The sequence below is a fragment of the Citrobacter sp. ANG330 genome, from assembly GCF_047467925.1.
Taxonomy (GTDB): domain Bacteria; phylum Pseudomonadota; class Gammaproteobacteria; order Enterobacterales; family Enterobacteriaceae; genus Citrobacter_A; species Citrobacter_A amalonaticus_G.
Genome location: NZ_JASJUI010000003.1, coordinates 124072 through 149147, shown reverse-complemented (window position 1 = coordinate 149147; position 25076 = coordinate 124072). Strand labels below are relative to the sequence as shown.

The window sequence follows — 25076 nt, the reverse complement described above, 5'->3', positions numbered from 1 at the left end:
GAAATCGCCCGGCTGTCAGTTCTTTTTATTCAGGGAGCACGCGGGGGTCCCTGTTCGTTATCGCATTTCGCCTTTCATACGCGGCGTTAGCGCGCCATAGTCATTAATGGTTTTATAGGTAATCTCGCTGCCCGCATCGGCTGGCAACTTCACGCGGGCTTCGCCCAGCGGAGGCACGAGGGCATTTTCCAGTACCCTGGTGCCAGCATTGAGTTCGGTCACTGTCAGGTAGTACGGTGTTGGGTTGATCAATGTGAGCGAGCCAGCGCTGCGGCGGAAAGTGAGTTTCTCTGCGGCCTGATCTGGCGGCAGCGCGAGTCCGGCTGGACGGTAGTACAGCTTGATTCGGCTGATAATGGCCAGTTGCAGGGTGTTTTCACTGAGCTTCGATTTGTCCATCGACGGAATGGCTTTAACATTCATCCAGAACAGACTTTCGCGGTCCTGCGGTAACTGGTTATTGGTTGCATCAAGAATGCGTAAGGTGTTCTCCTTTTTTCCCTGCATGGCAAACAGCGGCGGTGTGACCACAAAACGCCCGTCTTTGACGCCCCCGGCGTTTTCCACCCATGACTGGATCAGATACGTGCTGTTGTCATCATTATTGGTGACCGCCAGTTGCACCTGTTTTTGTCCCGCCGGATAAATCACCCGCGTTGCTCCCAACGCCACGCCGGCTTCTGCATGCGTGAATGATCCCAGGGCGGCTATCATCAGCATCCCGCCCAGCAGGTTGCGCATCATGGTGCGTGTTTTTTTCATGTTTATCCTTTTACTCACCGTCGTTTCCTGTATTTGCAATCTCTGCGGGTTTATTACTGGTAGGTCAAAGAGAACCAGGCTTGTGCATTCGCGATCCCGCCGGTGACCTGACGTCCGGTTGAACGGTATTTCGCAACGAAATGTAGTGTGGTTGGTCCGGAGTAAAGCCGTGTCCAGCTCACCGGCGGGCCGTTAAGCGGAAGCTGGCTGCCCTCTTTATCAAATAACGCGATCCCGATACCGCTGGCGATCCCCGGACCTTCTCCTACGGAGAGCACGTCAGGGTTTTTACCCTCTGCGACGCCATGAAATGCCACGCCGACGCGTTGACTTACGGCGGTACTGCACTCCTGAAGGTGAATATCGAAAGAGACCGGGTTGATATCCTCACCGGGCGCATGAAATCGATTACTGCTGATCTGCCCCATTTGCACGGTCATCTGGCGATCGCCCGCTTCTACGCGGCAAGATTCGGCAATAATGACGCCCTGAAAACGCATGCTTCCGCCGGGCAACGTGACGTTCCACTTGTTGCCAGCCAGCGCGCAGGCGGGAAGTAACAGTATCAGCAGTCCTGATTTCATCCTTTGCATCGTTATCACCTCAGTCCCATTGCGGATAACGGGCCCTCCTGGCCCCAGGATCGTCCTTGCGTGATGAATTACTCGTATTGAACTTTGAAGGTGGCGTCTGCGTTAGCGATACCGGCAGTTGCTGCACCCGTAGCGTAGTAACGTGCCTGGAACGGGATGATGTTGGTACCATCATTCAGGGTTGTTGCTGCGCTAAAGGTTGCGCCGTCCAGCGCCAGAGGGGTGCCTTTGTTATCAAGAATCTGAACACCCACATTGGTGGCGCTACCGGCAGCGGAGCCTTGCAACGCCAGTACGGTGTTATTGGTGGTATCAACGGCAGTCCCGGAGAACGCGACAGAGGCTTTGGTGGATACGCTGGTATCACAGTCATCCAGCTGGATGTTGAAACCGACCGCAGAACTGGTGCTGCCTGCCGTCGCCAGTTTTGCCGAGCGAACCTGGCCAAGCTGAACGGTTTGTTCGACTGAACCGGCGTCGACGGCGCAGGCTGCGTTAACGACTTCTCCTTTAAAATGCACTGTGCCGCCGTTTACCGTGGTGGTATCGGCCAGGGCTGCCGCGGAGCTCAGGGACAGGGCTGACATAACAACGATAGCCAGTGTTTTAATTTTCATGCTTTTTTCCTTTAAACAATGTCGATATCACGAACCGTAATGGCCAGTCGTTGTGCCTTCCAGGCATTCCATGTTTCAGCCGAATGGGGCGACTGCCGGTTCTGTACGGTTTTCACCCAATTAATGAGACAATTGGGGCCATTTTGACTCGTTGGGATAAAAAGCTAAAATTTGCAATATATATTCAATTGTGTGGATTTTTATCTTTAATTGATTAGCTTTTATGATATAAAAAACCAGATCATCAGGTTGTCTCATTGACTGTTGTCGTGCGGCGGCGAGGAGGAAAAACGCAGAAAGTTCTTAAACAGCGGAGGAGGTTGTGAAAAAAGAACTGAAAATAAAACCATAGTAATCAAGAGGATAAATAACGTTTTTCGATAATTCCTGGTTTATTAGTTGCAAAGCTTTATTAATTCTTTTTATGATATAAACAGTTTGGCCCCAATTGACCTGTTCAGGTCAATGCTTTCTATTACATATCAATAAGTTAAATCATTTCTTTTTCTCCGGAGAAATGACTTCTAACAGACTGCTTCTCTCCCATAATCCGGCGAAACGTGCGGCGTTGCTGGCGGTATAACGGACGGTATGGCGAATATTTCGATGACCAAGATAATCCTGAATGAGCCGCGTGTCGGCCCCCCTTTCGGCGAGCTCATAACCGCAGGCGTGACGTAACATATGGGGATGAGTATGGGTAACGGTTCCGGCATCAACGCCCGCAGCCCGGATAATGCGATACGCCTGTTGGCGAGAAAGCGGTGTCCCCCGGCGGGAGATGAACACGGCGTCAGTGCGACCTGCGCCTCTCCAGCCTGCGCGCTCCTGACTCCACCGTTCAACAGCCTCGCGTTCATCAAAACGCAGTGGATGAATGGTGGAAAAACCGTTTTTTAATCGACGGACATTGATTCGACCCTCGCTGAGATCGAGGTCGCGATAATGCAAATCGAGGAGTTCACTGATGCGCATGCCGTGACGAAAAGCCAGCAGAATAAGACAGTAATCCCGCTCTCCGGTCGCGCCATGTCGGGCGGCCAGCATCATGGCTTGTACTTCTTTGCCAGTAAGATAACGACGTCGATTCACAATACATTACTCCTGAAATAGGTTTCTGTTAATGAACACCTGTAGAAGACATCACGCGATTAAAAAATAATTCGCGATGTTAAAGGCATATTATATTTGAGGGATTAATCACAGTCTGTGATAACATCACTTTTACACACGTAGCTATTATTGCTACCTGATAAATCTTATTTTTATTCATTTTATCAAATGCGACAATAGCGCCTGTGGTAGACAAAGTCAGGTCTATAAAATTTAAAGGAAAATAGTTAGTGATAACGAGGGCGTGAAGGTTGATTTGACGAAAAGTGAATGCTGATAAGCAATATCCTGATTGATTACAGGGATAAAATAAAGCTGTTTAATTATGATGCGAATAAGGACAGGTGTGAACAGTAAGCATAATAAATATATGGTTAAAAATTATTAATGTTTTTAAGTCTGATTTTTAACACCATCCATGGCGTTGTCACGGTCACCGTGAAATAGCATTATGCTGTTTGAGTTTAGCGTCATCCCAGATACCGTAAAATCGACCGGCATTACTGGCGGTATACCAGACAGTATGGCGAATGTTGCGGTGTCCCAGGTAATCCTGGATGAGACGGGTGTCGATCCCCATATTGGCCAACGCAAAACCGCATGAATGACGAAGCATATGCGGATGTATTTCAAGCGGAAGTCCGGCGTGATCGCCCGAGACGGAAATGATTTGATAAAACTGTTGGCGCGAAAGGGGATTCCCTTTTCTGGATAAAAACAACCACTCACTGTCGGCATGAGGATAGGCGGCACGAATAGCCAGCCAGTTTTTTAATGCCTGAATTTCTTCCCTCAACAATGGATGTGTTGTTGAAAACCCCTTTTTCAGGCGGTGAATGTAAATGCATCGTGATTTAATATCGATATCTGAAATTTGCAGGCGACAGATTTCACTGGCGCGAAATCCATGAATAAAACACAATAATGTCAGACAGTAATTGCGGGCAGCGTGTGCTCCGGTGTTTGCTGCTTTGAGAAGTGACTCTATTTCATTTTGAGTCAGGAAATTCCTCTTCTTATTATCTGTATTATTTTTCATTAGGTTCCCTTTTGATTGCAGGTGTGCAAGCGTTCTGCTGATTCCTGTTAATCCAATGATCTTATCCGGGTTTGACTCATTATTTATTTGCACGGTATGGGAGGCGTTAATCGTCTGCAACGCGGCTTCGCCACAGAAGAATTTGAGCGGATAATGAAAATGGCTGTATGTTGCTTCGTCATAACGTCGTGGCATTATCGACTGGACACCTCCTCTTGTCTTGTGCTCTTGCTAAACCACAAAAATTTATTGCTGATCTAAGAACGTACCCGCTCCCGAACATCCTGAATGAGGCGCAAGGAATTTCGCTGAAGGCGAACAACAAGAGAGCAACCTCGCTAGCATTCACTGTAGAACTACAACAACGGTTAAACAATACTGCAAAATTCACCGGGATAATAGTCAGAATAAGCCGTTTCACCGCTTCAGAGGACTCATCTGCTATTTGGCGAGGACGAACAATGATTCTTGTTTAACCGGTGAAAGTTGCCATAGGAGGCGTATATTTGGTGGATGAGAACGTGTGTTGGAATTTAGAATATCTCAAGGGTTGAAAGTTTTGCGACAATAAAATCGAGCGAGTAATAATAACGCCTGAAACTGTTTGGTTTTGGCGAAAGTAAACATTAATAATGCGTTAAAATAAGCAAAATAATGAAGAATCAATTTCGAATCGCCGCGATTCTGGTCAGCGCAATGGCGTCTGGCGCTGCGCTGTCTGCGGTTACAGGGGGACAGGAAACCGGTGGTGTGGTGGAGTTTTCCGGTGAGATTGTTGACCGCTCCTGTAATGTGACTACCGCCAGCCAAAGACAGACGGCGGGGCAGGCAAATGGCACCGCCACCTTTGTGCTGGAATATAACTGAAACCAGGCAGCTGCGGTCCTTCTGAAAAGTGGCGGTGTGCGTTGATAAATATTTACAGGGTGAATATAAAAACGTAATTTCTGAATGGAGAGTCCGCTCTCTGAGACGGGTAAGTATGGCAAGGAAGCAGGAGAACGGATGAAATTTATCGCCACCTTTACCGGGCAACACATTGATTACAGCGATGTCCGACCGGAACATATTGTGATTGAAGATATCGCTGTCGCCCTTTCACATCTTTGTCGCTTTGCCGGACATGTGCCTGAGTTTTACAGCGTCGCCCAACACGCGGTGCTTTGCAGCCAGTTAACGCCGTCAGAATTCGCGCTTGAAGCGTTGCTGCACGATGCCGCTGAAGCCTATTGTCTGGATCTTCCTTCTCCGCTAAAGCATTTGCTCCCCGAGTATAAAGAGATTGAAGCACGGCTGGATAACGCCATTCGCCAGCGTTTCCATCTTCCTCTTACACCCAGTAAGGTGATTAAGCAGGTGGATCTGATCATGCTGGCGACGGAGCGGCGCGATCTTAACCTCGATCCCGGGAATGACTGGCCGATGCTGGACGGTATTTCACCTACGACACAGTTGGCCGTCAATCCGCTGATGCCGCGGCAGGCGCGCGCGCTCTTTTTATCCCGCTTTCAGGCGCTGACAACCGGTTAAAGATGGTATGCCGTCACGGTTCGGTGCGTTCCGGTCAGTGTATCGAATACCTCGACATCTGACGCCAGAACCGGCATGCCCGCCGCGCGGAGCCGCTGAATATCGGCGGCAATTCGCTGGATCCCTAACCAGAACAGCCCATCCAGGGCGTTAACCTGTAAACCGCTCTCCAGCGCCAGGCGAAGCCGTTCTTCGGGATGCTTTGTCTGACTGGCAACGTGTTGATAGGGAGCCGTGGTGAGGGTGTCTTCATCCATACGACGGATCCTCGACGACAGACGATAGCGAAAGGCATCAGGGACGCGGCTGAGATCGGCGCTGATGCTGTAAACCTGCCCACGGCGTTTATCATTAATCAGGACATTTTTCTGAGTGAGGGCAAATTCTTTGCGCAGTTTATCGATCAGTTGCGGGGTGCGGGTGAGCAGTAAGCGGAAAGGCAGCTCGAAGCTGGTTACGTAATCGACATTGAGCAACGCAATGCGCAGTCGCTCTTCAACGCCGGCATTCTCTTGTTGGCACTCTGCCAATACCTCTTTCCATTGACAGGCAATGCGCGGCGACTCGTTGATTTCAGTGAAATGATATTTCTCAATCAGGTAATCGATACGCCTGGTCATTGCTTTTCCATCCCCTCCGTCCGTTCGTTAAAAGCACAACATAGCACAGAGGAAGAGACAGAATACAGAGAGACGCGAATAATCGTCGACTTAAGGACGTTTAAGAAATTTAATTAAAACTCGCGTTATCAATAAGTTATAAATGTCAGATCAGTTAAGACTATTTAATTGTATAATTCGTAAGCTTATCAATATAATTTCTACATGTCTCGCTAAAGCTGGATATAAAAGGACGGAAATCACCCGTAAGTTGAATTATTAATACGGAAATAAAGCGATGGCAATATATATTATAAGCAATAATAGCTATTTACAGGACGGAATCGTCTTGTTGGCCAAAGAGGCCAACCTGGAAATCGTTAAAGAAACCATGCATCAATTGCCTGTTGAAAAACTGACTTTCGACGATACCGTGATTTTGCATCTTAATTTGTTCAACAAATGTTGCTCCAGGGAAGTTTCCAGACTCAACAAAAAATGTAAGCTGCTGATTATTCTAAACTCAGAGCGGAGTGCATTGGTCTTTGATGCTGACATGATTGTGACTGCCCGCCAGTCTCTGTTGGCACTGACGATGATTATTACGCGTCTGGCCAGCATGGAAAAGCATCAGGCTATCAGGAATCATGTTCTCAACCGTGTCGAAAAAAGAATTATCTGCGAGTCGCTGCAGGGGAGAGATATTAATTTTATCGCTCAGTCGTTATCGCTACCGCCGAAACGGGTCTACACCTACCGAAATCTTGCATGCAAGAAATTGGGTGGGCACCGGGTTCACGATCTGCTGTTGATCAAAGAAAATTTACTGGAAGAGAGTGTGTTTCTTTAATATGCGTCAGCCCTGTTTAGCACAGAGCTGACGACAGTATCCCGTTTAGCGGGCGCAGTAGAGCAGGGGACGTTTTCCGATGGTAAACAGGAACCCGTGAACCCCCTGATTGAGAATGGAGTAACTCACATCTTTATCAGGATAGACGTAAAAATCAGGCAGAATGTTCGCTAACAGATCATCCGGCAGCGTTTCGATAATCTCGAACTTGTTAATTCGGGTTGAATGCAGGTGATATGAATCCTGATTTTCTGTCCAGTTGTAGGCGACATCTCGTCTGATGCGCCCTTTCAGTTTGTTATCTTCGATATAAGTACCGCTGACGGCCACGATGCCGTTCTGGTTTTTCAGCGAGTACATGTAGTTCAACGTGATATTCGCGCGGGCGCCTTGATGAAAAACCACCAGCGACATCGAACATTCCTGTTTATCGTAACGTTTAGACATTAAAGCATTGTATAACGCGCCGATGAGCACACCTGCGAGTAAAAACAGAGCACTCATCATCATGATTGTTTTTTTACTCACTTCCTACTCCACGAAAAGAGAGTGTAATACAACCGGGAACGGCTGATTTCAGGTAGTTCTGGCGGCAGACAAGAACCGCTAAGCCAGGCGACGTTTGTGAGAGCGGGAAGTAAACCCAGGGGTACTTTTCGCAATCGAGTCCCGAGCCCAGAATCAGCGCCTTAAAGCGTGCAAAACTGTTTTTGTTATCGTGGCTGTCATCCGTGGTATAGAAACGACATCCTTTATCCTGCTCAACGAAGGTATAGTTGGCAAAGAAAGGCTGCGTATCGTTAAAGTGCCAGAAATAGTGCATGCCGATGGCACCTACGCAAAATGCCACTAGCATGGCGACGATACCCGCGAAAAGAGGTAACTTGCCTCTCTGACTTGCCGTTACCGCGGGGGCAGTAGGTGCCGTTTCTTCTGGTGTGAACTCTGACCCGGCATCCGTGTGGTATTCCACATCCAGTTCATCTTCACCCTGCAAGGTGTCACTGACGGCCTCATCGGCCTGAACGGCGGCAACGCGGGCGATTTTCACACTTTTATCGATTTGAAACCCTTTGCGGGGGACCGTGGCGACGAGGGTTCGGTCGGTCTCCCCGACGGCGCGTAACCCACGACGAACAATAGAAATATTCTGGTAAAGGGTGTTTGCCGGCACCAGCATGCCTTCATCTTCCCACACCTTTTTAAAGAACTCCTGCTGTGTGACGACGTCCGGTGAAGCGTCAAGCAACAAAAGCAGACAACGGCTGGCAGGCGTTGTCAAAACGACGTTAATTTCTGGATTAGTGACAGAAATTAACTTTTTACTGTCTGGTCTGAATTCAATATTATCGTTAATAATCCAGTACATATGAGTTCACGGTGTACGAAAGTGATAAAGAGTAATGACTTAAGTGTAGAAAATTCTGAACACACTATTAGGTATAGTATATATGAATACAGTAAGTCATTTGATTTATGAAACTAATGTTTTTGTTCTTCGGTTTTACATAACTATCTATAAAATAAAGCAATTTGTTAACAAGAATGGGCATTTCTGTCGCTATGAATAATCAGCTACCGTAATCATTTAAAAGTCCCGACTCTCATCCTGAAGAGATGACCGTCCGGTTATCAGCACCGTGGAAAAAGGGGAGTAAAATCTGCTTCGCTACTGTGATTTAAGATTCCACATCAACAGTTCTCTTTCCTGTAATCCACTCTTTTTAATTAATATTTTTGAAAGAAAACACGTTTTTATTCATTGTTTCTTTGAAAGATTTATTATGCCGACGTGATGTTAAATAGTCAATTAGGGTAAATAACCTTAAATAGTATTAAATGTGTAATATAAAATCTTATATGCTCTCTTCACTGGGTTTTTGTTCTTAAACATAAGGAGTAGATGAGTATCTACTCATTTGACTTTAGCGTGGTGCTGGAGGACATCCACGCGCTATGCTTAAGGGATAAAACACAAAATGAGGCAATGTCATGGATAAGCAACTTGAGGATGCGGGTTACCGCGTCTATACCGGCGAGAAAATCGATGTCTACTTCAATACGGCGATTTGCCAGCATTCCGGAAATTGTGTCCGCGGTAGCGCCAGACTGTTCAATCTAAAACGCAAACCCTGGATTATGCCTGATGAAGTGGATGTATCAACGGTAATCACGGTTATCGATACCTGCCCAAGCGGGGCGCTGCAATATCGTCGTAAATAAGCGAGGCAAAGATGGAAATACATGAAGGCCATAATAAATTCTATGTAAATGATGATCAGGGAAATCAGGTCGCTGAAATTGTTTTCGTTCCGACCGGCGAGCATTTAAGCATTATCGAACATACGGATGTGGATGCCAGTCTGAAGGGACAAGGGGTTGGAAAAGCGCTGGTGGCGAAAGTGGTGGAGAAAATGCGCCGCGAGAATCGAAAAATTATCCCGCTTTGCCCGTTTGCTAAACACGAGTTTGATAAAACCCGTGAGTATGACGATATTCGTGCCTGAGAACTTACGGGAAAGGCGCGTAAGCCGTCGCTACGGGAGTCGCGAGACGGCTTTATTGTAGTGCCACAGGGTGCCGTGGTCGTTAATTACGTCATAGCGGACCGACGAACACAGCGTCCCCTGTCCCTGCAGCGGGACTGATGCTGTGGTAAGTGGCGCAATCATTACGCCGTTTGCGCTGCCAGCTTCGCAACGTATCCCGGCCAGTGTGATATGCCACGGCGTGGGGTTAGTTATCTGCACCTGATTTTGCGGCCCGGCATAGGCCACGCGCAGTTTCTCTGGGTCGCTTTCCTGGAGCGCGCCAGTGCCCTGCGGGCGGATAAACAGCTTCATGCGGATACGTAACGGCAGAACCACTTTTTGTGCCACCTGCGCATCGGCCTGCGTCATGGGTGGGATCTGATAGACATTCAGCCAGTACAGCGCTTCACGATCGCGCGGCAGGGCGGAGGTGTCGGTCAGTTGCAGCGTAATGCTACGTAGCTCGCCGGGCTGCATTTTAAATACCGGCGGCAGTGCGATGACGGGTGTTACCTCTTCGTTGGGCTGGCTGGACGGATTCCCCGTATCGGTCCATATCTGCACCAGGGCCGGCTGCTGCGGGGAATTAATCAGCGCCAGCGAAGCGCTTTTGTCACCAGCATTAAAAATTACCCGGGTCACTTCGCTGTTCACCACCGCATGAGCGGAGAGCGACAGGCCATTCAGCAGCAACGCGCTACTGAAAGCTAACCACCACCTGGAGTTGTGCATAAACCGATCCTGCTGTAATGGCTTCGCCAGGAATCGCTTCCAGCGAGGCGGTGAATTCGCCGTTGTATAATTCAGTCGAACCGCTTGATGAGATTTTACTGGTTAAATCAGCATAGCCATACCATCCCCCGGCATTGCCCGTTGCGGTTGCCGTCAGGTTTGGCAGAAGATTGATTGCGCTACTGCCCAGTTTTTCGCTGTAAATACGAATGCCCACGCCGGATGCCACGCCGCTGACGCCATAGTGGTTATCAAGCAGCCAGGTCCAGGCCCCCGATCCGGTTTTGAGCCCTAACTGGTTCGCCGCATTCGCCGCCGTCTGATTATTCACCAGAAACCCCATCGCCACGTTCGCTTTGCTGGTTGTCGAGACTGCGGTACTGGAAATCGCACCGGTTTCGCATTCGACGGTAATGTTAAATGGCGTCTGCGCCGTGCCGCCGCTGCTCAGTTCACCCACGCTTATCGGCGGCAGGCGTACGATGGCGGGATAGTCGTCGATCCGACAGGCGGCGCCGCGCACAAAGTAACTTTGGCTGGTGAGCGTCCAGCCGCCGGGCCATTGCATAGCGCCCCAGCCGTCGTAGTTGGTTCTGCTGTCAGCGCCGTCAAACAGTCCGGAGCTCATGCCGCCGCCGTGAAAGGCGATATAGCCAGCCGGTCCCGCGTAGGTATAGCCATAGCGATTTGAACCGTTCAGCCCTTTTGACGCGTCATCAACCCGAAAAAGCTCAACAAAAACATCACTGAAGGCGCTGCCCGGGATGTAAATGTAGGTCCCGTCATTGAACATCTCGCTTTCGGGGATGAGGCGTGTTTGCCAGTAGCGCGAGTAGTATTGCCCGGTTTTCAGGTTTGTCAGTCTGAGCGCCACGTTTTTGACGTAGGTGTAGTAAGCGCCTTCAATACCCGGAACCGCTTCTCTTCCGCCCCAGGCATCGTCGCCATTGGTGGCGTAATACTCATACACCTTGCCGATTTCGGCGACATCGCAGCGGAAATAGATCTGGTTGGCATTGACGCCCTGGGTGCGACCGTTAGGCACAAAACTGGCCGTTGAACTGGCAAGTAGAGTACCTTCCGACTGGAAACCGGTGCCGCTGCTTAAGGTGATAACGCCGGGCAACCCCAGTTTGCCTTTGACTTCGCTATCGCCAACGCCTCCCCAACTGGCACCGACGTAGCCGGCATCTTTCGCCGCCTGTGACAGGTCACTGGCGGAGGTCACCCTTTTACAGGCAGACCATGCGGGTTGTGTCAGTCCGACACCGACCAGCAGCAGCGCAAGTACAGAGGATATTTTCATACGTCGTCACTCCTGGCGACAAGGTAGGGTGAGTTGATACAACGGCGTGTCGGGCGTCGTCGGTAATTGATACCAGACCTGGCACTGCTGAGCGGCATTCTTACCCCACTTAACGAACAGCACGCCGGATTGCGCGGCGATTCGGGAGTAGATTTGCCCACCCTGGCCCATGATGCCCACGGTGTCACCGGTACTGTCCGTGACGTCCGCCCCCATCGGCGGCTGGCTACCGTCGGGCAGGGTAGTATTGATCAACGTCGCTTTGCCGCGAGTGGTCTTGAACGTCACGCGGGAAATCGCACCTGCATAAGGAACAAGGCGCTTACTCCCCCCCTGAAGTTCGACGTCATCGGCCATGTTCTGACTGTCGAGACTGATGGTGTTATAGCGGTAGGGCGTTAATGACGGGAGGATCGCGTAACCGAAACGGTCTACCGTTGCCCCCTGGCCATTACGTATCGTCGCACCGCGCGCGCCGGGGGCCTCCACCAGTGCAAAGGTGTCGCTGGTATAGGGGCCAGCGGTTATTCCGCCGCGATGGGCAACCAGTGTACCGGACATGCCCAGTCCGTACTGTTGATAACTGTCGCCCCGTGAGGCCCAGGCGCGGAAGGCGCCGACAGAGGTGCGGCGTTCAAGGTTTCCTCCCCAGGTTGCGCTGTCGCCGCTGTCATTGTTGTGCGCAATACCACTGTAGAGCGCCCACGAGGTGGTACTTTTCTCGCCCGTTGTTCCGCTCATCCCGACCGTTGCCGTTCGGCTGTCGCGACTGCGGTTCATGTCCAGATTGATTTGCGAACGACTGGAGCCAAAGTCGAACGGAATCGAAATACCCAGCGATACGGTGTTTTCGGTGTATTTGCGCTGGCTCTCACTATCGAAGTCGCGATCGTTAACGCTGTTAAAATAGCGACTGGAGTAAGTACTCCGCTGGCGTGCGGCACTGACATTGACGCTGATATCGCGCCAGCTATTGCTGTAGCCGAGCTGTAGTTGGGTGATTCGTGAGGCATTGTTGTAATAGTCCGACGTGCTGCCGGTAAAACTCAGCATCCCCCAGTTGCCCATCGGCTGGCTGAGGGTCGCCGAGAAGTTGTTCCGCTGATTGAGCGTGTCGGAGTAGTAGGAGGTGCCGTTTCTTTCCTGGCGACGCACGCCGAGCACATCCTGCAAATCACGATAGCCGCTGGTGGAATAGCGATATGCCGCCAGCACCAGGTTGGTGCCGGTGGTGAAGGTTTTACTGTAGCTTGCCTCCACGCGCCAGCCTTGTTGCTTCTCATCATTTTCCACGCGGGCGCTGGAATAAACCGTGTTCAGACCAAATGCGCCGACGGAGGTTGCCAGTACACCGCCTGCCAGAATGGCCTGATAATTATCCGCCAGTCGCGTCCCCATGTTAGCCGTCAGCACGTTGCTCATCCCGCGCTGCAGCACGCCTTCAACAAACTTATTTTCCACGCTGTAGTACTGACGTACGTAGCCCATCGCCAGTTCGTAGTTCCAGTTACCGGGACGAATAGAATCTGGTACGGCGGAGTAGGGAACGGTAAAGCGCGATATCTGTCCGCCAGCGTCAATAACATCAACCGTCAGGTCGCCCTGACCGCGTGTGTTGTACAGATCGTTAATCACGAAGGCACCGGGCGCGACGGTGGTTTCGTAGATGACTTTTCCCTGCTGGCGCACAACGACATGGGAAGTTGTGGTGGCGACGCCGCGCACTTGCGGAGCATAGCCCCGCTTGCCCTGCGGCCACATGCGCTGATCGGTACTGAGTTTGACGCCATTAAATGACAGACTGCCAAACAGACTGCTGTTGGTGTAGCTATCACCGAAGGCAATGATGCTGTCCAGCTGCGGCAAAGGCCGCTGCAGCGAGGTGGCGACCGCATTGTACTGATAGTGCCCCCCTGTCTGATTATCATCGGCATAGCGCAGGTTGCCCTGATGACGAACCTGCCAGAGGCCGAGGTTGATCCCAGTGTTAATATTGCTCCACAAATAGTCATAGCGCAGATGGCTGTCGGTGTTTTCAGTGTGGTAAAAGTTGGTGTTGTGGCGCAGAAATAGCGCGGTTTCACCGGCATCCCATTCGGATACTGGAATAAATCCTCGTGGTGAATGTAACAGCGCCGCCTGGGGGGCAACCATGTTCAGGCGCAGCGTGCTTACATCCACGTTCCAGTTGATTTTCGCACCCAGACTGTCGATCGGCAGACAGGCGTCGGGTGCAGGCTGTTTCGTTGTTCGAATGGCACTGGCGGTAATTAGTTCTGGTGACAGACAGGGTTGAATCCGCGCAGTATCACCTTCCGGTTTGACCAGCGAGATCGACGCCTGGCGACGAATCAACTGGTTGTTGAGATAGACGTCAAGCACATAGTTTCCTGCTGAAAGCGCCTCATCCCGCTGATTAAAACGATCCAGATCGAGCGACTTGCTAAAATCGGAACCCTGTAAAAGCGCCGGGTCAAAGTAATACTCCGCGCACGCCGCTGCCGGGATGAATACCAGACCAATCAGGGGCGCGACGGCGGCGTCAGAGCGGATAGTCAGCACTGATGCGTGCTCCCTGATCGTTGATCAAGGTAATGCGTACGCGCTGTGCGTCAGCCGTTCGCGGAAAGTGAAACGTCTCACTGGCAAAAGGTGAAATCAGGTCATTTTTGGGGTGATGGATTTGCGACGAACCGCCGGGTTGCAGGGCCGCGATCGTGACGAAATAGGGCTGATTGTTGTTAATACTGATCGCCAGTTCTTTATTTCCGCTAATCCGTTTAACCTGGAGATTTTCCAGCATCTTTTGTGGATCGCCAACGAGACCTGCCGGGCGATAAAAAAGTTTGACCCGATTGCGCAGCATAATCAGCAGACTATTTTGTTTTTCCGCGTGAGTCGACGATTGTCCGGTATTGGCGGGAGGAATCTGCATAAAATTAAAATAGACCAGTGATTCTCTGTCCTGCGGTAATTCTTTTCCCTGCGTGTAAACAATACGGATGATTTGTCCTTCACCTGACTGAATACGAAATGCCGGAGGTGTGGCAATAAACGGAACCTGCGCAGACTTTTCCGGACCATCGGCCATATTGCCGTTATCAAACCAACTCTGGACCACATAGGGAATAGCATCTTTATTTTTCAGATGTACGTCGGTAGATTTCGCCGCGCCATTATAAATGATACGAGTTCCTGTCATCGTAATACTGGCATTTACGTGGCTGGCGCATGCCGCGAAAAAAAGAAACACACAGCCTGCAATAAATGGGCGGTGACGATGAACGGTTCGCATAGCATTTTCCCTAATGTGGATGGCGGGAATACATTCCCGCCAGGTTTGCGTTTACTGATAAGACACAGCGTATTGCAGTGAAGCCAGCACTGTACCCGTAGTGGCAGCGCCGCCGCTGTAATACTGAGCTTTATAGGTCGCGCTCGCTGAGGTCTTATTCGCGGCGAGAGAGAGGTCGCCAGCGCCGGTAAAGGCGCTGCGGAAATCAATTTCATCGTTGCTGGTGTCGAGAATCTGGATCTCAACATCCGTCGCGGAACCTGTGCTGCCAAGGTTTCCGGTCGCGGAACTGATATTATTGCCAACGAAAACCGTCGAGATCTGCACGCCAGAAGGAGAGCCGGTGCAGTTGCTCACACCCACCTCAAATGTCGTCGCGCCAGCCACCTGATTGGCATTCAGATCCGTGGCGGTTACGGTCGGCAGCAATACTACCGGAGAGGCATCAGAACCATTTACCGATATTGAGCAGGTCTCATCACTCACTTCGCCCATAAAGGTAATGGTATTGTCAGAAGCCAGTGCATTCGTAGAAAAGAGCGCAGAAGCCATCAGCGCCGAAAGGAAGGCACGATTTAAGGTCATAATATAAACTCCATTTTTATCAGTCGTGTTGATTTACCCTTTGAGTCAGGGTTCTTCCATGCGCAGGGACATTTATCGCGATGGCACTGTGCGGGAATGAGGGTAAAATAAAATTATTGGTAATTTTCTTAAAAGATGACTTTTTATTGCACCCTGAATATCGTTATAGCCATGATTTTATTTTCGCAGCGAGAATCATTTCACCCGAATGCGTTATTATTTTGTCTGGCGAATTTTATACGGAATATTCCTGGAGAGGAAAATCGTTTAAAACGAACAGATACATTATCGGTGATAGGTTGGATCTATTGAAATCTGGAAATAGATCGGCGATAACTTCTTTAGGAATTTTAGATTATTAGATGATTAATATTGAAGGGTTGAGCCGGACGTAAAGTGCATTTCTACTTAATTCATTGTCAGATTAAGATAATTCACATTTAATGCATAAACAGAAGTGAATAGTTAACCCTGCTAACCATTTTTATGATGCTATGCCGGGATAAGAATTTTATGTGATTACTTATCTTCTTTTGGAAACCAGGTGATGTGGGTTCCAGTAATTGCAGGCTGTTTGACATCAAAAAACGGGAAAAAAATATTTACTCTGTAATTGATATTGAGATGCTTTCCTCATTTTTATCGCTATAAGCAGGCAGAACCTGCCCGGAGAATGACAACTGGTGGTGGATTTTCAGCCCAGCGTGGTATGCCTTATGGTGATGTCAGGATGTGCTTAGTGAGCAAATAGTTGCATTTGCAACGAAGGAAGCGGTTTTTCTGGAAAGATGAGTGGGCACAGCGGCAGGCGCTGTGCGTCAAAATGACCTGTATTCAGGAGGTGTGGACAATCCCCATGTAACCATGAATGCCCATATACAGACCGACCAGACCGATCAGCACGCTGGAAAAATAGGGCGCTTTTCTTGCCAGCGCGTTGAATCCACTCCAGCGCTTAGCGACCTGATGGACGCTGACTGCCGCGCCCACGCCAACGGTCACCAGCGTAATCGCCAGCCCCAGGCTAAAGCAGAGCACCATCGTTGCGCCAAGAGTAAAGGCTTTCAACTGGATACAAATCAGCAGCACGGTAATTGCCGCCGGGCAGGGGATCAGTCCGCCAGTCAGGCCGAACAGTAAGATTTGCCCATTGGTCACCTCTTTGCCGTGAAAACGGCGCTGAATGTCGCTGGCGTGCGCACGTTCGTGGGCATCCTGATACGCTTTCGATCCCTCTGTCAGTCCCGCCAGATCGCAGTGGTCATGATGATGGTCGTGATCGTGATGCGCATGATCATGATGATCGTGGTGGTGATCATGATGGTCATGGTGGTGATCATGATGATGGTCATGCTGCCCGGCGGTGAGCCAGTTTCGCTCGCCCTGCCATGTCCGCCAGAACATCCAGGTTGCGGTGCCCAGAATAATAAATGCGGAAATCAGTTGCAGCCAGGGCTCTACGGACTCTGCGGTGAATGCCCGGCTGATATACATACCGCCGAGGGCGATCAGCCAGACCACAGCGGTATGGGAGAGCGTTGCTGCCAGTCCCAACATCACTGCCTGTTTGACCGTCCCTTTAATCGCGATGATAAACGCCGCCATCATCGTTTTTGAGTGGCCGGGTTCCAGCCCATGCAGCACGCCGAGAAGAATCGCGCTGGGAATGAAAAACCACGCGTTGCCTTGTTGAAGTAGTGTTGAAAAATCACCCATGTTAATGATTCTTAGTAGCCTGTTTTCGCCAGATTCTACTCCCCCCCAGTACCGAATACTACCCCCCAGTTAATTCATAATGCTATAATCCACAAAGAATTATGTTAAAGAGGTGTTGCGATGTCACATACAATCCGGGATAAACAGAAGCTTAAAGCCCGAACCAGCAAAATTCAGGGGCAGGTGGTTGCACTGAAGAAAATGCTCGACGAACCCCATGAGTGTGCCGCCGTATTGCAGCAAATCGCTGCAATCCGCGGGGCGGTGAATGGTTTAATGCGTGAAGTGATTAAAGGACATTTGACCGAGCATATCGTCCATCAGAGCGATGAAGATAAGCGGGAAGACGATCTGGGCGTGGTGCTTAAGGTCCTGGATTCCTATATAAAATAGTCGGGAGCGCTGTCCCGACCCGGTGTCTTAGCAATACACAACCGTCTGATTCCGCTGGGCAATATAACGCTCAACGTGCTTATATCCGCTAATGGATTCCAGCGCATGCAGCAGGCAGCAAACCGCTCTGGCATTCGTTCGATCGGCTTCGTCTTCACTTTGACTTTGCAACGCCTCTTCACACAACTTGCGCACAGCAGGCGGGAAAGCGAGTTTTTGCAAAGAGCATTCCAGCTCACCGAAAGCTATCTCAGCACGGGCCGTAAAAAGTGATAACAGTACTGCACTTAGCGCGCGCGTTTCTTCTTCGTAGTATCCCACGTTAGTATCCTTGTCCATTTTGTTCCCTGTTGTCGGACTCATCTGCGTCTATGCAAATGCACTGCTGTACTATCCGTCTCTTTTAGCAACAACGGGTAAGATAACTTATCCCCTGAGATCGGATGAGAGTGAATAAACAACGAATTGATTCGTCCACCCATTCTTTTTTCAATTCTCTGCTTGTAGGCGTAGATGCTGCGGATATCCATCTCCAGCAACTGAGCGATCTGGTGCGGATTACTGCCTGCAACCATATGGCCCAGAATGGTGAATTCCATCTGCGTCAACGTATTTCCCTTGGTGAACGACAAATGTCGTCCGATAAACACCTGCCTGATCTTCTCATTGGCGACATCCAGTCCGTCATCATGGTAAATGATGGCAGAAACCGCAGGATGCTTTTTACGCCAGTAGTTGGCGAGCGACTGCATGTTGCGATCGCTGATCAAAATAATGCCCATGCGTGTACTTGCGAGATATTCTATCCACTCTTTATCCAAAAACAGGCGTAAAAAGCTAATAGAGAAATCTACAAAAATATAACCACTAAGTCTGGCGTTGTGATTATTATTTAAAATGCCTTCAATGACCCCTTTATTAAAATAAATGCTTTCTTCTGGCCACATGCAAAAACAGGCATTGGCGCAATACTGTAAGCGGGGTGATTTTTCGGGCATTATTTTGCAATGCAAGGTACAACTGCTGCATGTCAAATTCTTTAATTTAACGTCCAGCCCCATATTGAGAGCCTCCCTATCCGTAGATGATTTCATAATTTCATCCGTTTTAAAACATGTCAATACTCAACAAATTGCAACGTTGATAGAGAGGAAATCCGAAAATATTATTATTGCTATTATTCTTAATCCCGGTTTTTTTAGGGATATTATCTCTGTATCAATTCAGGTTTCTGGCGGGCTCATTACTCAACGGGAGACGCTTAAAAAAAAGCCTCCAGGAATTTTGTAACAACCACCAGGAAAATCTATATTGCAAAAATGTTTAAGTTTTATCGCTAAATGGCATTAATGGCAAAAAGTTGATCTTATGTTAAATTGTCTGAAGCAGTTGTAACAATGCTTATGTCTTTTATTAAGTAATGCTATTTATCTGTTTGTCCGTTTTTTAAACGTGAAACAATAATAATGAGAGCTGAGGCATAAAGCATCTAAAATGGTCTTAATTAAGAATACATGATCCTTATCAGGTCAAAGCGCATTGATTTATAAGAATTTTTATTTTTAGGTTATGATCGCGCTGACATATCTATTATATATTTGGTGATCTCTGTATAAGATTTTTGTAGCATGCCATTCATCATGTAAATGCGAGAATGCACCCAGTGTCTGAGAAGTACACACACACAACACTATACACAATTAATAACCTGGTTGATTTTCACCCGGGTGACAGGACGTTGACGAATAAAAACACGCAAAAAACAGTCGTTCTTCAAAACCCTGCGAGTTTTATTCTCTTATATATCATTACAAATTGCGGGGTTGTTATTCCACAAGCCCAGCTTGTAAAGATAGGTTGGGGAGATAAAAACAATATCACTTCCGTCAATACGTTATATCAGACGGTACTCATGTTAAGAAATGCGCTAACCGAAGTCGGGTTGCCGCGCGATCTAATTAGAACGGTTGCCCGGCGTGGAATGATGATGACTGCGGATATTCAACGAACAGAGACGGAATCGATTGAGAATCCTGGAGGTGGGGAGTCAGGGAGGGAGCCAACACCACCTGCGTTGAGGGCGACTGCGCCTGAATTACGGTCGTCACGAACTACGCTGATAGCGGGGGGCATCCTACTGTCCGTATTGCTGATCGGTGTCGGCATCTCTTTTGGCTTGTTATATCCGACCGCCGAATCGTTGTTCTCCTCCTATGCCATTATTGATACCACCTCCTTTTCATCCTGTACCCTGTTACTCAAAGGCAATAATACGTTAAATACACGCTATGCTGTATTCCTGACGAGGCACCCGGATATCTGTCAGAATCATAATTATGTGTATCTTTCTGGAATGAATAGTGCGAAAAATATTGCCGCTGTTGCCTGTCAGTTGGATATAAGAGAACACCCCCGGACCAAATGTACAACCTGGTACTCGATTAATGATCAAAATTAAAATTTCAGTATACGTTTTGCTGCTTGTCGTGATGATATCAACAGGTGCGGGCTACTGGTATTTACATAAAGGAAAAAACAGTATTGATTGCCAGGGCCGTGTGGTGTGGGAAATTAATAATGAGCAGTTCCGGGGAGATGTCGCCTATCAGATGCAGAATAACCAGGGTATCGTCACCATTACCGGCGATTTGCGTACGCCGGAAAATAATAATTATAAAATTAGCCGGATTGCTTATTTCACCTATCACAAGGTGCGGAACAACTATATTATCAGCAACAATAACCTCGTGCGCTTTCCGAGCGACAATTTAGAGGCGAAGAAAGGACTTCGATCGCTGCCCTCGATTTATCTCTCTGAGCGTGCCTCTTTCTCTCTATTGATTAAACGTTATCAGGAGGGGTGGGCCTTTACGACGGTAGGCGCTCCCTCGCTGTTATGTCGACGTCATGAGTAAACGGCCCGGACGAGCCGTTTACGCCAGTGCTAGCCGAGAAACATCACAGACACGCAGAGTAGTCCGACAATCAGGGTAATCAGATTGCCGAAAGAGCGGTGCGGTTTTAATGCCGGGATCAGGTATGTCGACAGCGTCGGCATAATGAACAAAATCATAGCAATGAGCGGTCCGCTAATGGCGTAAATCATCGAAATTGCATTCGGATTGATGCAGCAGACCACAAAGGTGATGGTGGATACCAGCATGATGGACAGGGCGCGGTTAAAGGCCCGGCTTTTTTTCACCCCTACCTGTTGCAGAGTGGTTTTGACCACCTCGGTTGCCCCTTCGATAACCCCAAAGTAGGTACCGAGAAAGGATTTCGACATCGCCACCACGGCGACGATGATACCGGAAACCGAGAGCCACGCCGGGGCGGCAGGCATCATAGATAACGCGGAAAGAATGGTGACGCCTTCATTTTTGGCGGTTTCGATGTACGCTGGCGGAATTGACAGCAGACAGCTAAAGACGAAGAACAGCACGCTCAGGCAGATAATTAAATAGGCTACCTTCATGATTTTTTTGCATTTACCCATGGCCTGTTCGCCGTATTTCTCACGTCTGTCGATGGCGAACGTGGAGATAATAGGCGTATGGCTAAAAGCAAAAACCATCACCGGAATCGAAATCCACACCTGATGCAGAGTGTGCCTGTCGAACGCCATTTGTCCGGTCAGCAAAGAGGGTTGCCAGCTGCCGGTCAGATACAGCGAGAGAAATAAGAAGTACGCGATCAGTGGGAACACCAGGAAGCCCATCACCCGAATAGTCGCATGGCGGCCCATCAGAAATATCAGGTTCAGGATTAACACCACGCCGAGGCTGACACCCATGCGGATGCCCAGGTTAATCTCAAGATAGCGGGCCAGCTGCTCTGTCAGGGAGTTGGTTATGGCGACGGCATAAATTAGCACCACCACGAAAAAGGCAATAAAGTACAGCGTGGTAATCAGGCTGCCAATCTTCTTACCGTAATAGTGCGTCACCGCACCGGTGATCCCTTCTCCCGCAGAGGTTTTCGACGAGAGAATGAACTGACATAACGCTTTATGCGGCCAGTATGTGAGAGGCCAGGCAACCAGAGCGGTGACAAACAAGACAATTGCGCCCGCGGAGCCAAGCTGGATGGGGAGAAACAAGGTTCCTGCGCCCACGGCGGTGCCATATAACGCAAAGCTCCAGAGCGTCTCTTCTTTTGACCAAATTTTCGACATTTCTTGAACGTATCAACTATAAAATAAACAAAAAGAAGCGCAATTTACCATAAATGCAGGGGTGGGCGTGAGGACTGAACGGGAGAAGAGGGGCGACGGTGCTTGCCGGAACCGTGTCGATTCCGGCAAATGTGTGAGTTATCAGGCGGTCACACGCTGTTCGCGACGCTTCACGAAACGTATACGTAATGTGTCATATGCCCAGTTGTAGAACATGGTGTAGGGCAGGAAGAATAAGAAGAAGCCAATCTCCAGCGTAAAGGCCTGTATCAGGCTGACGTTCAGCACGTACGCCACGATACTCACGCCGATGACGATAAAGCCGCTTTCAAATCCCAGCGCGTGATACGCACGCACTTTCGCCGTTCGTTTCACCCGATGTGAGGGCCAGAAACGATCAAACAGCGCGTTGTAGATGATGTTCCAGATCATCGCCGTGGTCGCCAGCAGGATCGTCAGTCCGCCCATTTCCAGCACCGATCGCTGCATCAACCAGGCTGTGGTGGGTGCCAGGAAGGCCGTGGCTATCCCTTCAAAACAGACGGCATGAAAGACACGCTCCAGTAATGAACGACGTTGAACCGCATTGTGTTGCATAACTTACCTTTCTTGAAAAAGCCCGGAAAACGGAATAGGGGGAATTTTATCGCTTTATGTGATATCTAAAAGATAGTATCCATCGATAAAGTAGATAGTTCATGCGTTACTCACCTGAAGCCTTAACCGCATTTGTCGAGACCGTTTCCTGTGGTTCCTTCTCGGCGGCGGCACGCAGACTGCGTAAAAGCCAGTCCACCATCAGTACGGCAATCGCCCACCTTGAAGCCGATCTTGGTGTTCAGCTTTTTGACCGTTCTTCGCGTCAGCCGGTACTGACGGAAGAAGGCAAGAAAGTGCTCGGCTATGTTCAGGCGATTCTTTCTGCCAGCGAGCGTCTTGATGAGGTGGCGCTTTCGCTGACCAGTGAGACCGAAGCGCGTCTGACGTTTGTGCTCTCCGACACCCTGCACCCCGACGTACTGGAGGAACTGATGGCGCAGTTTGATCAGCAGTTTCCGCATACCGAATTTGAATGCCTGATTGGGGAAGATGTAGACGTTATCGATCTGCTGCAAAAAGAGCGGGCGCAGGTCGGTTTGATTGAAGCCAGAGACCACTATCCCACCGATATCGGTGCGACACGCTTGCCGATGCAAACGTGGATGGGGCTCTACGTTGCCGCTTCTCATCCGCTGGCGAAAGCGGAAAAACTGCAGTGGGATCAGCTATATACCTGGCGCGAGTTGCGCCTTAATACCTATATTGATCATGGTGCCTCGCTCGCCCGCGGCCCGGTCTGGTCCGCGCCAAACTATTTGCTGTTGCTGAGTATGGCGGTACAAGGGTTTGGCTGGTGCGCGCTACCGTGTGCGTTAGTGGAGGAGTTCGCGGCGGAAAAACCGCTGGTGCAACTGGGCATGCCGGGATGGCCGAAAGCGATCGCTATCGATCTGCTGTGGAACAAAAAATCTCCGCCCGGCGTAGCGGGAAGTTGGCTGAGATACCATTTACAGCAAGGTCGCACGCCGGGCCGAGAGGCGTGATAACGATTTCCTTTGTGATAAAACTCACTTTTCTAAAACATTCAGGATAACTATTTTTAACAATCCTCTACTATTGCGATGTGATTTTGCGCAGAGGTCGTAATGAAAGAGGTGGTGATAGTCGGGGCGTTGCGAACGCCTATTGGTTGTTTTCAGGGGACGCTGGCGCGTCATTCTGCCGTTGAACTGGGCAGTATGGTGGTCAAAGCGTTAATTGAAAGCAGCGGCGTGAATGCGCATGCCGTTGATGAAGTGATCCTCGGTCAGGTACTGACGGCGGGGGCGGGGCAAAACCCGGCGCGCCAGTCAGCGATCAAAGGGGGATTACCGAACACGGTTTCTGCTATCACCATCAATGATGTCTGCGGTTCGGGGTTGAAAGCGCTGCATCTTGCCACGCAGGCGATCCAGTGTGGCGAAGCGGATATTGTGATAGCGGGCGGACAAGAGAACATGAGCCGTGCGCCGCACGTTCTTACCGACAGCCGAACCGGCGCGCAACTGGGAAACAGCCAACTCGTCGACAGTCTGGTGCACGACGGCCTGTGGGATGCTTTCAATGATTACCACATGGGGGTGACCGCCGAGAATCTGGCGCGTGAATATGGCATCAGTAGAGAACTGCAGGATGCGTATGCCCTCAGTTCACAGCAAAAGGCGCGCGCGGCTATCGATGCCGGTCGTTTTAAAGCGGAAATTGTTCCGATCGCCACCCAGCGAAATGGGCAAACCGTGATGATTGATACCGATGAGCAACCGCGAACTGATGCCAGCGCAGAAGGCCTGGCGGGGCTGGATCCGGCTTTCGAGCTGTCAGGCTCAGTAACCGCCGGTAATGCCTCTTCAATAAATGATGGCGCGGCGGCAGTGATGATGATGAGCGAATCCAAAGCACAGGAGTTGAACTTGCCTGTGCTGGCACGCATTCGCGCGTTTGCCAGCGTGGGTGTGGATCCTGCGCTGATGGGGATCGCCCCCGTATATGCCACTCGCCGCTGTCTGGAACGGGTCGGCTGGCAACTGGCCGATGTGGATCTCATTGAAGCCAATGAGGCGTTTGCCGCTCAGGCGCTTTCTGTTGGCAAAATGCTGGAATGGGACGAGCGTCGGGTGAACGTCAATGGCGGCGCGATTGCTCTTGGACACCCGATAGGCGCTTCTGGCTGTCGAATTCTGGTTTCTCTGGTTCACGAAATGGTTAAGCGTAATGCCCGAAAAGGTCTGGCGACGCTGTGTATTGGCGGTGGACAAGGCGTGGCGTTAGCCATTGAGCGCGATTAACTCTCCTTTATTCTCTCCCTCTTTATTCCATTCATACCACTTATGCCGTTCGAGAAATCGTGACGGCATTCTTGCGTTGCCGTGGCTCCGGGTTTAGCACCCGTCAGATGAATCCAGCGAAGGAACTGACCCCGGTTTTTCAACAGTCAGCACATCGCACACGCAGGGGCGAATCCTATTTCGTTGTTTTACTAAACGATTTTTCTCCTGCGTATAATCACGAAATGAATCGATCGTGATCGGAATTACACTTTTGATAATAAGATGCAGAAAAAGTGAAACGATGTTTTATTTGTAATTGAAAACGGATCCCCGGAAGACTATCATGGGCGCATAACGTAAAACGGAACAGCGTTTCGCTCTCCGTTGAGGGATTC

At 49.8% G+C, this 25076-nt stretch carries 28 protein-coding genes; 10 read left to right on the top strand and 18 right to left on the bottom strand.

Annotated elements, in window-relative coordinates; genetic code table 11:
* Nucleotides 1-57 precede the first annotated feature (57 nt).
* The 5 genes from QNN88_RS09055 to QNN88_RS09035 all read right to left on the bottom strand — a co-directional run bounded on the left by QNN88_RS09055 (nucleotide 58) and on the right by QNN88_RS09035 (nucleotide 4124).
* The gene (locus QNN88_RS09055; protein WP_414239930.1) at nucleotides 58-762 is read right to left on the bottom strand and encodes a fimbria/pilus periplasmic chaperone; all 705 of its coding nucleotides are present in this window, start codon (nucleotides 760-762) and stop codon (nucleotides 58-60) included.
* Nucleotides 763-815: 53 nt separating this feature from the next.
* Nucleotides 816-1355 carry a fimbrial protein gene (locus QNN88_RS09050; protein ID WP_414239929.1) on the bottom strand — a complete coding sequence of 180 codons (540 nt, stop codon included), beginning with the start codon at nucleotides 1353-1355 and terminating at the stop codon, nucleotides 816-818.
* Between the two features lie 68 nt (nucleotides 1356-1423).
* Nucleotides 1424-1972, bottom strand: a complete 549-nt coding sequence (fimA, locus tag QNN88_RS09045) for a type 1 fimbrial major subunit FimA (RefSeq protein ID WP_414239928.1) — start codon at nucleotides 1970-1972, stop codon at nucleotides 1424-1426.
* Nucleotides 1973-2467: 495 nt separating this feature from the next.
* A complete protein-coding gene (locus QNN88_RS09040; RefSeq protein ID WP_414239927.1) occupies nucleotides 2468-3064 on the bottom strand; it encodes a tyrosine-type DNA invertase in 597 nt (198 codons plus the stop codon).
* Between the two features lie 454 nt (nucleotides 3065-3518).
* Nucleotides 3519-4124: a tyrosine-type DNA invertase gene (locus QNN88_RS09035; RefSeq protein ID WP_414240227.1), complete on the bottom strand. Its 606-nt coding sequence runs from the start codon at nucleotides 4122-4124 to the stop codon at nucleotides 3519-3521.
* 654 nt (nucleotides 4125-4778) lie between these two features.
* On the opposite strand from QNN88_RS09035, the gene QNN88_RS09030 reads away from it, so the two are divergent.
* Both QNN88_RS09030 and QNN88_RS09025 read left to right on the top strand, forming a co-directional pair.
* Nucleotides 4779-4991: a hypothetical protein gene (locus QNN88_RS09030; RefSeq protein ID WP_414239926.1), complete on the top strand. Its 213-nt coding sequence runs from the start codon at nucleotides 4779-4781 to the stop codon at nucleotides 4989-4991.
* 138 nt (nucleotides 4992-5129) lie between these two features.
* Nucleotides 5130-5654, top strand: coding sequence for an HD family hydrolase (locus QNN88_RS09025; protein WP_414239925.1), 525 nt, complete (start codon nucleotides 5130-5132; stop codon nucleotides 5652-5654).
* On the opposite strand, the gene QNN88_RS09020 is transcribed toward QNN88_RS09025, so the two are convergent.
* Entirely contained in the window at nucleotides 5651-6274 is a 624-nt protein-coding gene (locus QNN88_RS09020; RefSeq protein WP_414239924.1) for a DNA-binding protein, read from the bottom strand. The genes QNN88_RS09025 and QNN88_RS09020 overlap by 4 nt on opposite strands.
* 277 nt (nucleotides 6275-6551) lie before the next feature.
* On the opposite strand from QNN88_RS09020, the gene QNN88_RS09015 reads away from it, so the two are divergent.
* Nucleotides 6552-7103, top strand: coding sequence for a hypothetical protein (locus QNN88_RS09015; protein WP_414239923.1), 552 nt, complete (start codon nucleotides 6552-6554; stop codon nucleotides 7101-7103).
* A gap of 45 nt (nucleotides 7104-7148) precedes the next feature.
* Here QNN88_RS09015 and QNN88_RS09010 read toward each other — a convergent pair whose 3' ends face one another.
* A complete protein-coding gene (locus QNN88_RS09010) occupies nucleotides 7149-7631 on the bottom strand; it encodes a hypothetical protein (protein WP_414239922.1) in 483 nt (160 codons plus the stop codon).
* Complete coding sequence (locus QNN88_RS09005) at nucleotides 7624-8472, bottom strand: winged helix-turn-helix domain-containing protein (RefSeq protein ID WP_414239921.1); 849 nt, start codon at nucleotides 8470-8472, stop codon at nucleotides 7624-7626. The genes QNN88_RS09010 and QNN88_RS09005 overlap by 8 nt, the downstream gene beginning before the upstream one ends.
* Before the next feature lie 623 nt (nucleotides 8473-9095).
* Between QNN88_RS09005 and yjdI the strand changes: the two genes are divergently transcribed.
* Both yjdI and QNN88_RS08995 read left to right on the top strand, forming a co-directional pair.
* Entirely contained in the window at nucleotides 9096-9326 is a 231-nt protein-coding gene (gene yjdI / locus QNN88_RS09000; RefSeq protein WP_414239920.1) for a 4Fe-4S mono-cluster protein YjdI, read from the top strand.
* An 11-nt stretch (nucleotides 9327-9337) separates the two neighbouring features.
* Complete coding sequence (locus QNN88_RS08995; protein ID WP_414239919.1) at nucleotides 9338-9610, top strand: GNAT family N-acetyltransferase; 273 nt, start codon at nucleotides 9338-9340, stop codon at nucleotides 9608-9610.
* 30 nt (nucleotides 9611-9640) lie between these two features.
* Here QNN88_RS08995 and QNN88_RS08990 read toward each other — a convergent pair whose 3' ends face one another.
* From QNN88_RS08990 to QNN88_RS08965, 6 genes are all read right to left on the bottom strand, one after another.
* Nucleotides 9641-10366, bottom strand: coding sequence for a fimbria/pilus periplasmic chaperone (locus QNN88_RS08990; protein WP_414239918.1), 726 nt, complete (start codon nucleotides 10364-10366; stop codon nucleotides 9641-9643).
* Complete coding sequence (gene stbD, locus QNN88_RS08985; RefSeq protein WP_414239917.1) at nucleotides 10332-11672, bottom strand: fimbrial usher protein StbD; 1341 nt, start codon at nucleotides 11670-11672, stop codon at nucleotides 10332-10334. The genes QNN88_RS08990 and stbD overlap by 35 nt, the downstream gene beginning before the upstream one ends.
* Before the next feature lie 6 nt (nucleotides 11673-11678).
* The gene (locus QNN88_RS08980; protein WP_414239916.1) at nucleotides 11679-14234 is read right to left on the bottom strand and encodes a fimbrial outer membrane usher protein; all 2556 of its coding nucleotides are present in this window, start codon (nucleotides 14232-14234) and stop codon (nucleotides 11679-11681) included.
* Nucleotides 14215-14967, bottom strand: a complete 753-nt coding sequence (locus QNN88_RS08975; RefSeq protein ID WP_414239915.1) for a fimbria/pilus periplasmic chaperone — start codon at nucleotides 14965-14967, stop codon at nucleotides 14215-14217. Before QNN88_RS08975 ends, QNN88_RS08980 begins: the two co-directional genes overlap by 20 nt.
* Before the next feature lie 51 nt (nucleotides 14968-15018).
* The gene (locus tag QNN88_RS08970) at nucleotides 15019-15552 is read right to left on the bottom strand and encodes a fimbrial protein (RefSeq protein ID WP_414239914.1); all 534 of its coding nucleotides are present in this window, start codon (nucleotides 15550-15552) and stop codon (nucleotides 15019-15021) included.
* A gap of 834 nt (nucleotides 15553-16386) precedes the next feature.
* Nucleotides 16387-17268, bottom strand: a complete 882-nt coding sequence (locus QNN88_RS08965) for a nickel/cobalt efflux protein RcnA (RefSeq protein WP_414239913.1) — start codon at nucleotides 17266-17268, stop codon at nucleotides 16387-16389.
* Between the two features lie 120 nt (nucleotides 17269-17388).
* Between QNN88_RS08965 and rcnR the strand changes: the two genes are divergently transcribed.
* Nucleotides 17389-17661 (top strand): Ni(II)/Co(II)-binding transcriptional repressor RcnR, encoded by a 273-nt coding sequence (gene rcnR, locus QNN88_RS08960; RefSeq protein ID WP_414239912.1) that lies wholly within the window; start codon nucleotides 17389-17391, stop codon nucleotides 17659-17661.
* 27 nt (nucleotides 17662-17688) lie between these two features.
* Here rcnR and QNN88_RS08955 read toward each other — a convergent pair whose 3' ends face one another.
* A complete protein-coding gene (locus QNN88_RS08955; protein ID WP_414239911.1) occupies nucleotides 17689-18000 on the bottom strand; it encodes a hypothetical protein in 312 nt (103 codons plus the stop codon).
* A 20-nt stretch (nucleotides 18001-18020) separates the two neighbouring features.
* Complete coding sequence (locus tag QNN88_RS08950) at nucleotides 18021-18722, bottom strand: helix-turn-helix transcriptional regulator (protein WP_414240226.1); 702 nt, start codon at nucleotides 18720-18722, stop codon at nucleotides 18021-18023.
* 677 nt (nucleotides 18723-19399) lie between these two features.
* Between QNN88_RS08950 and QNN88_RS08945 the strand changes: the two genes are divergently transcribed.
* Both QNN88_RS08945 and QNN88_RS08940 read left to right on the top strand, forming a co-directional pair.
* Nucleotides 19400-20119: a winged helix-turn-helix domain-containing protein gene (locus tag QNN88_RS08945; protein WP_414239910.1), complete on the top strand. Its 720-nt coding sequence runs from the start codon at nucleotides 19400-19402 to the stop codon at nucleotides 20117-20119.
* Nucleotides 20106-20576 carry a hypothetical protein gene (locus QNN88_RS08940; RefSeq protein WP_414239909.1) on the top strand — a complete coding sequence of 157 codons (471 nt, stop codon included), beginning with the start codon at nucleotides 20106-20108 and terminating at the stop codon, nucleotides 20574-20576. Before QNN88_RS08945 ends, QNN88_RS08940 begins: the two co-directional genes overlap by 14 nt.
* 29 nt (nucleotides 20577-20605) lie before the next feature.
* On the opposite strand, the gene QNN88_RS08935 is transcribed toward QNN88_RS08940, so the two are convergent.
* Both QNN88_RS08935 and QNN88_RS08930 read right to left on the bottom strand, forming a co-directional pair.
* Entirely contained in the window at nucleotides 20606-21835 is a 1230-nt protein-coding gene (locus tag QNN88_RS08935) for an amino acid permease (RefSeq protein WP_414239908.1), read from the bottom strand.
* 141 nt (nucleotides 21836-21976) lie between these two features.
* The gene (locus tag QNN88_RS08930; protein WP_414239907.1) at nucleotides 21977-22432 is read right to left on the bottom strand and encodes a multidrug/biocide efflux PACE transporter; all 456 of its coding nucleotides are present in this window, start codon (nucleotides 22430-22432) and stop codon (nucleotides 21977-21979) included.
* Nucleotides 22433-22533: 101 nt separating this feature from the next.
* On the opposite strand from QNN88_RS08930, the gene QNN88_RS08925 reads away from it, so the two are divergent.
* Entirely contained in the window at nucleotides 22534-23418 is an 885-nt protein-coding gene (locus tag QNN88_RS08925) for a LysR family transcriptional regulator (protein ID WP_414239906.1), read from the top strand.
* 102 nt (nucleotides 23419-23520) lie between these two features.
* Nucleotides 23521-24699, top strand: coding sequence for an acetyl-CoA C-acetyltransferase (locus tag QNN88_RS08920; RefSeq protein ID WP_414239905.1), 1179 nt, complete (start codon nucleotides 23521-23523; stop codon nucleotides 24697-24699).
* The last annotated feature ends 377 nt before the right edge of the window (nucleotides 24700-25076 follow it).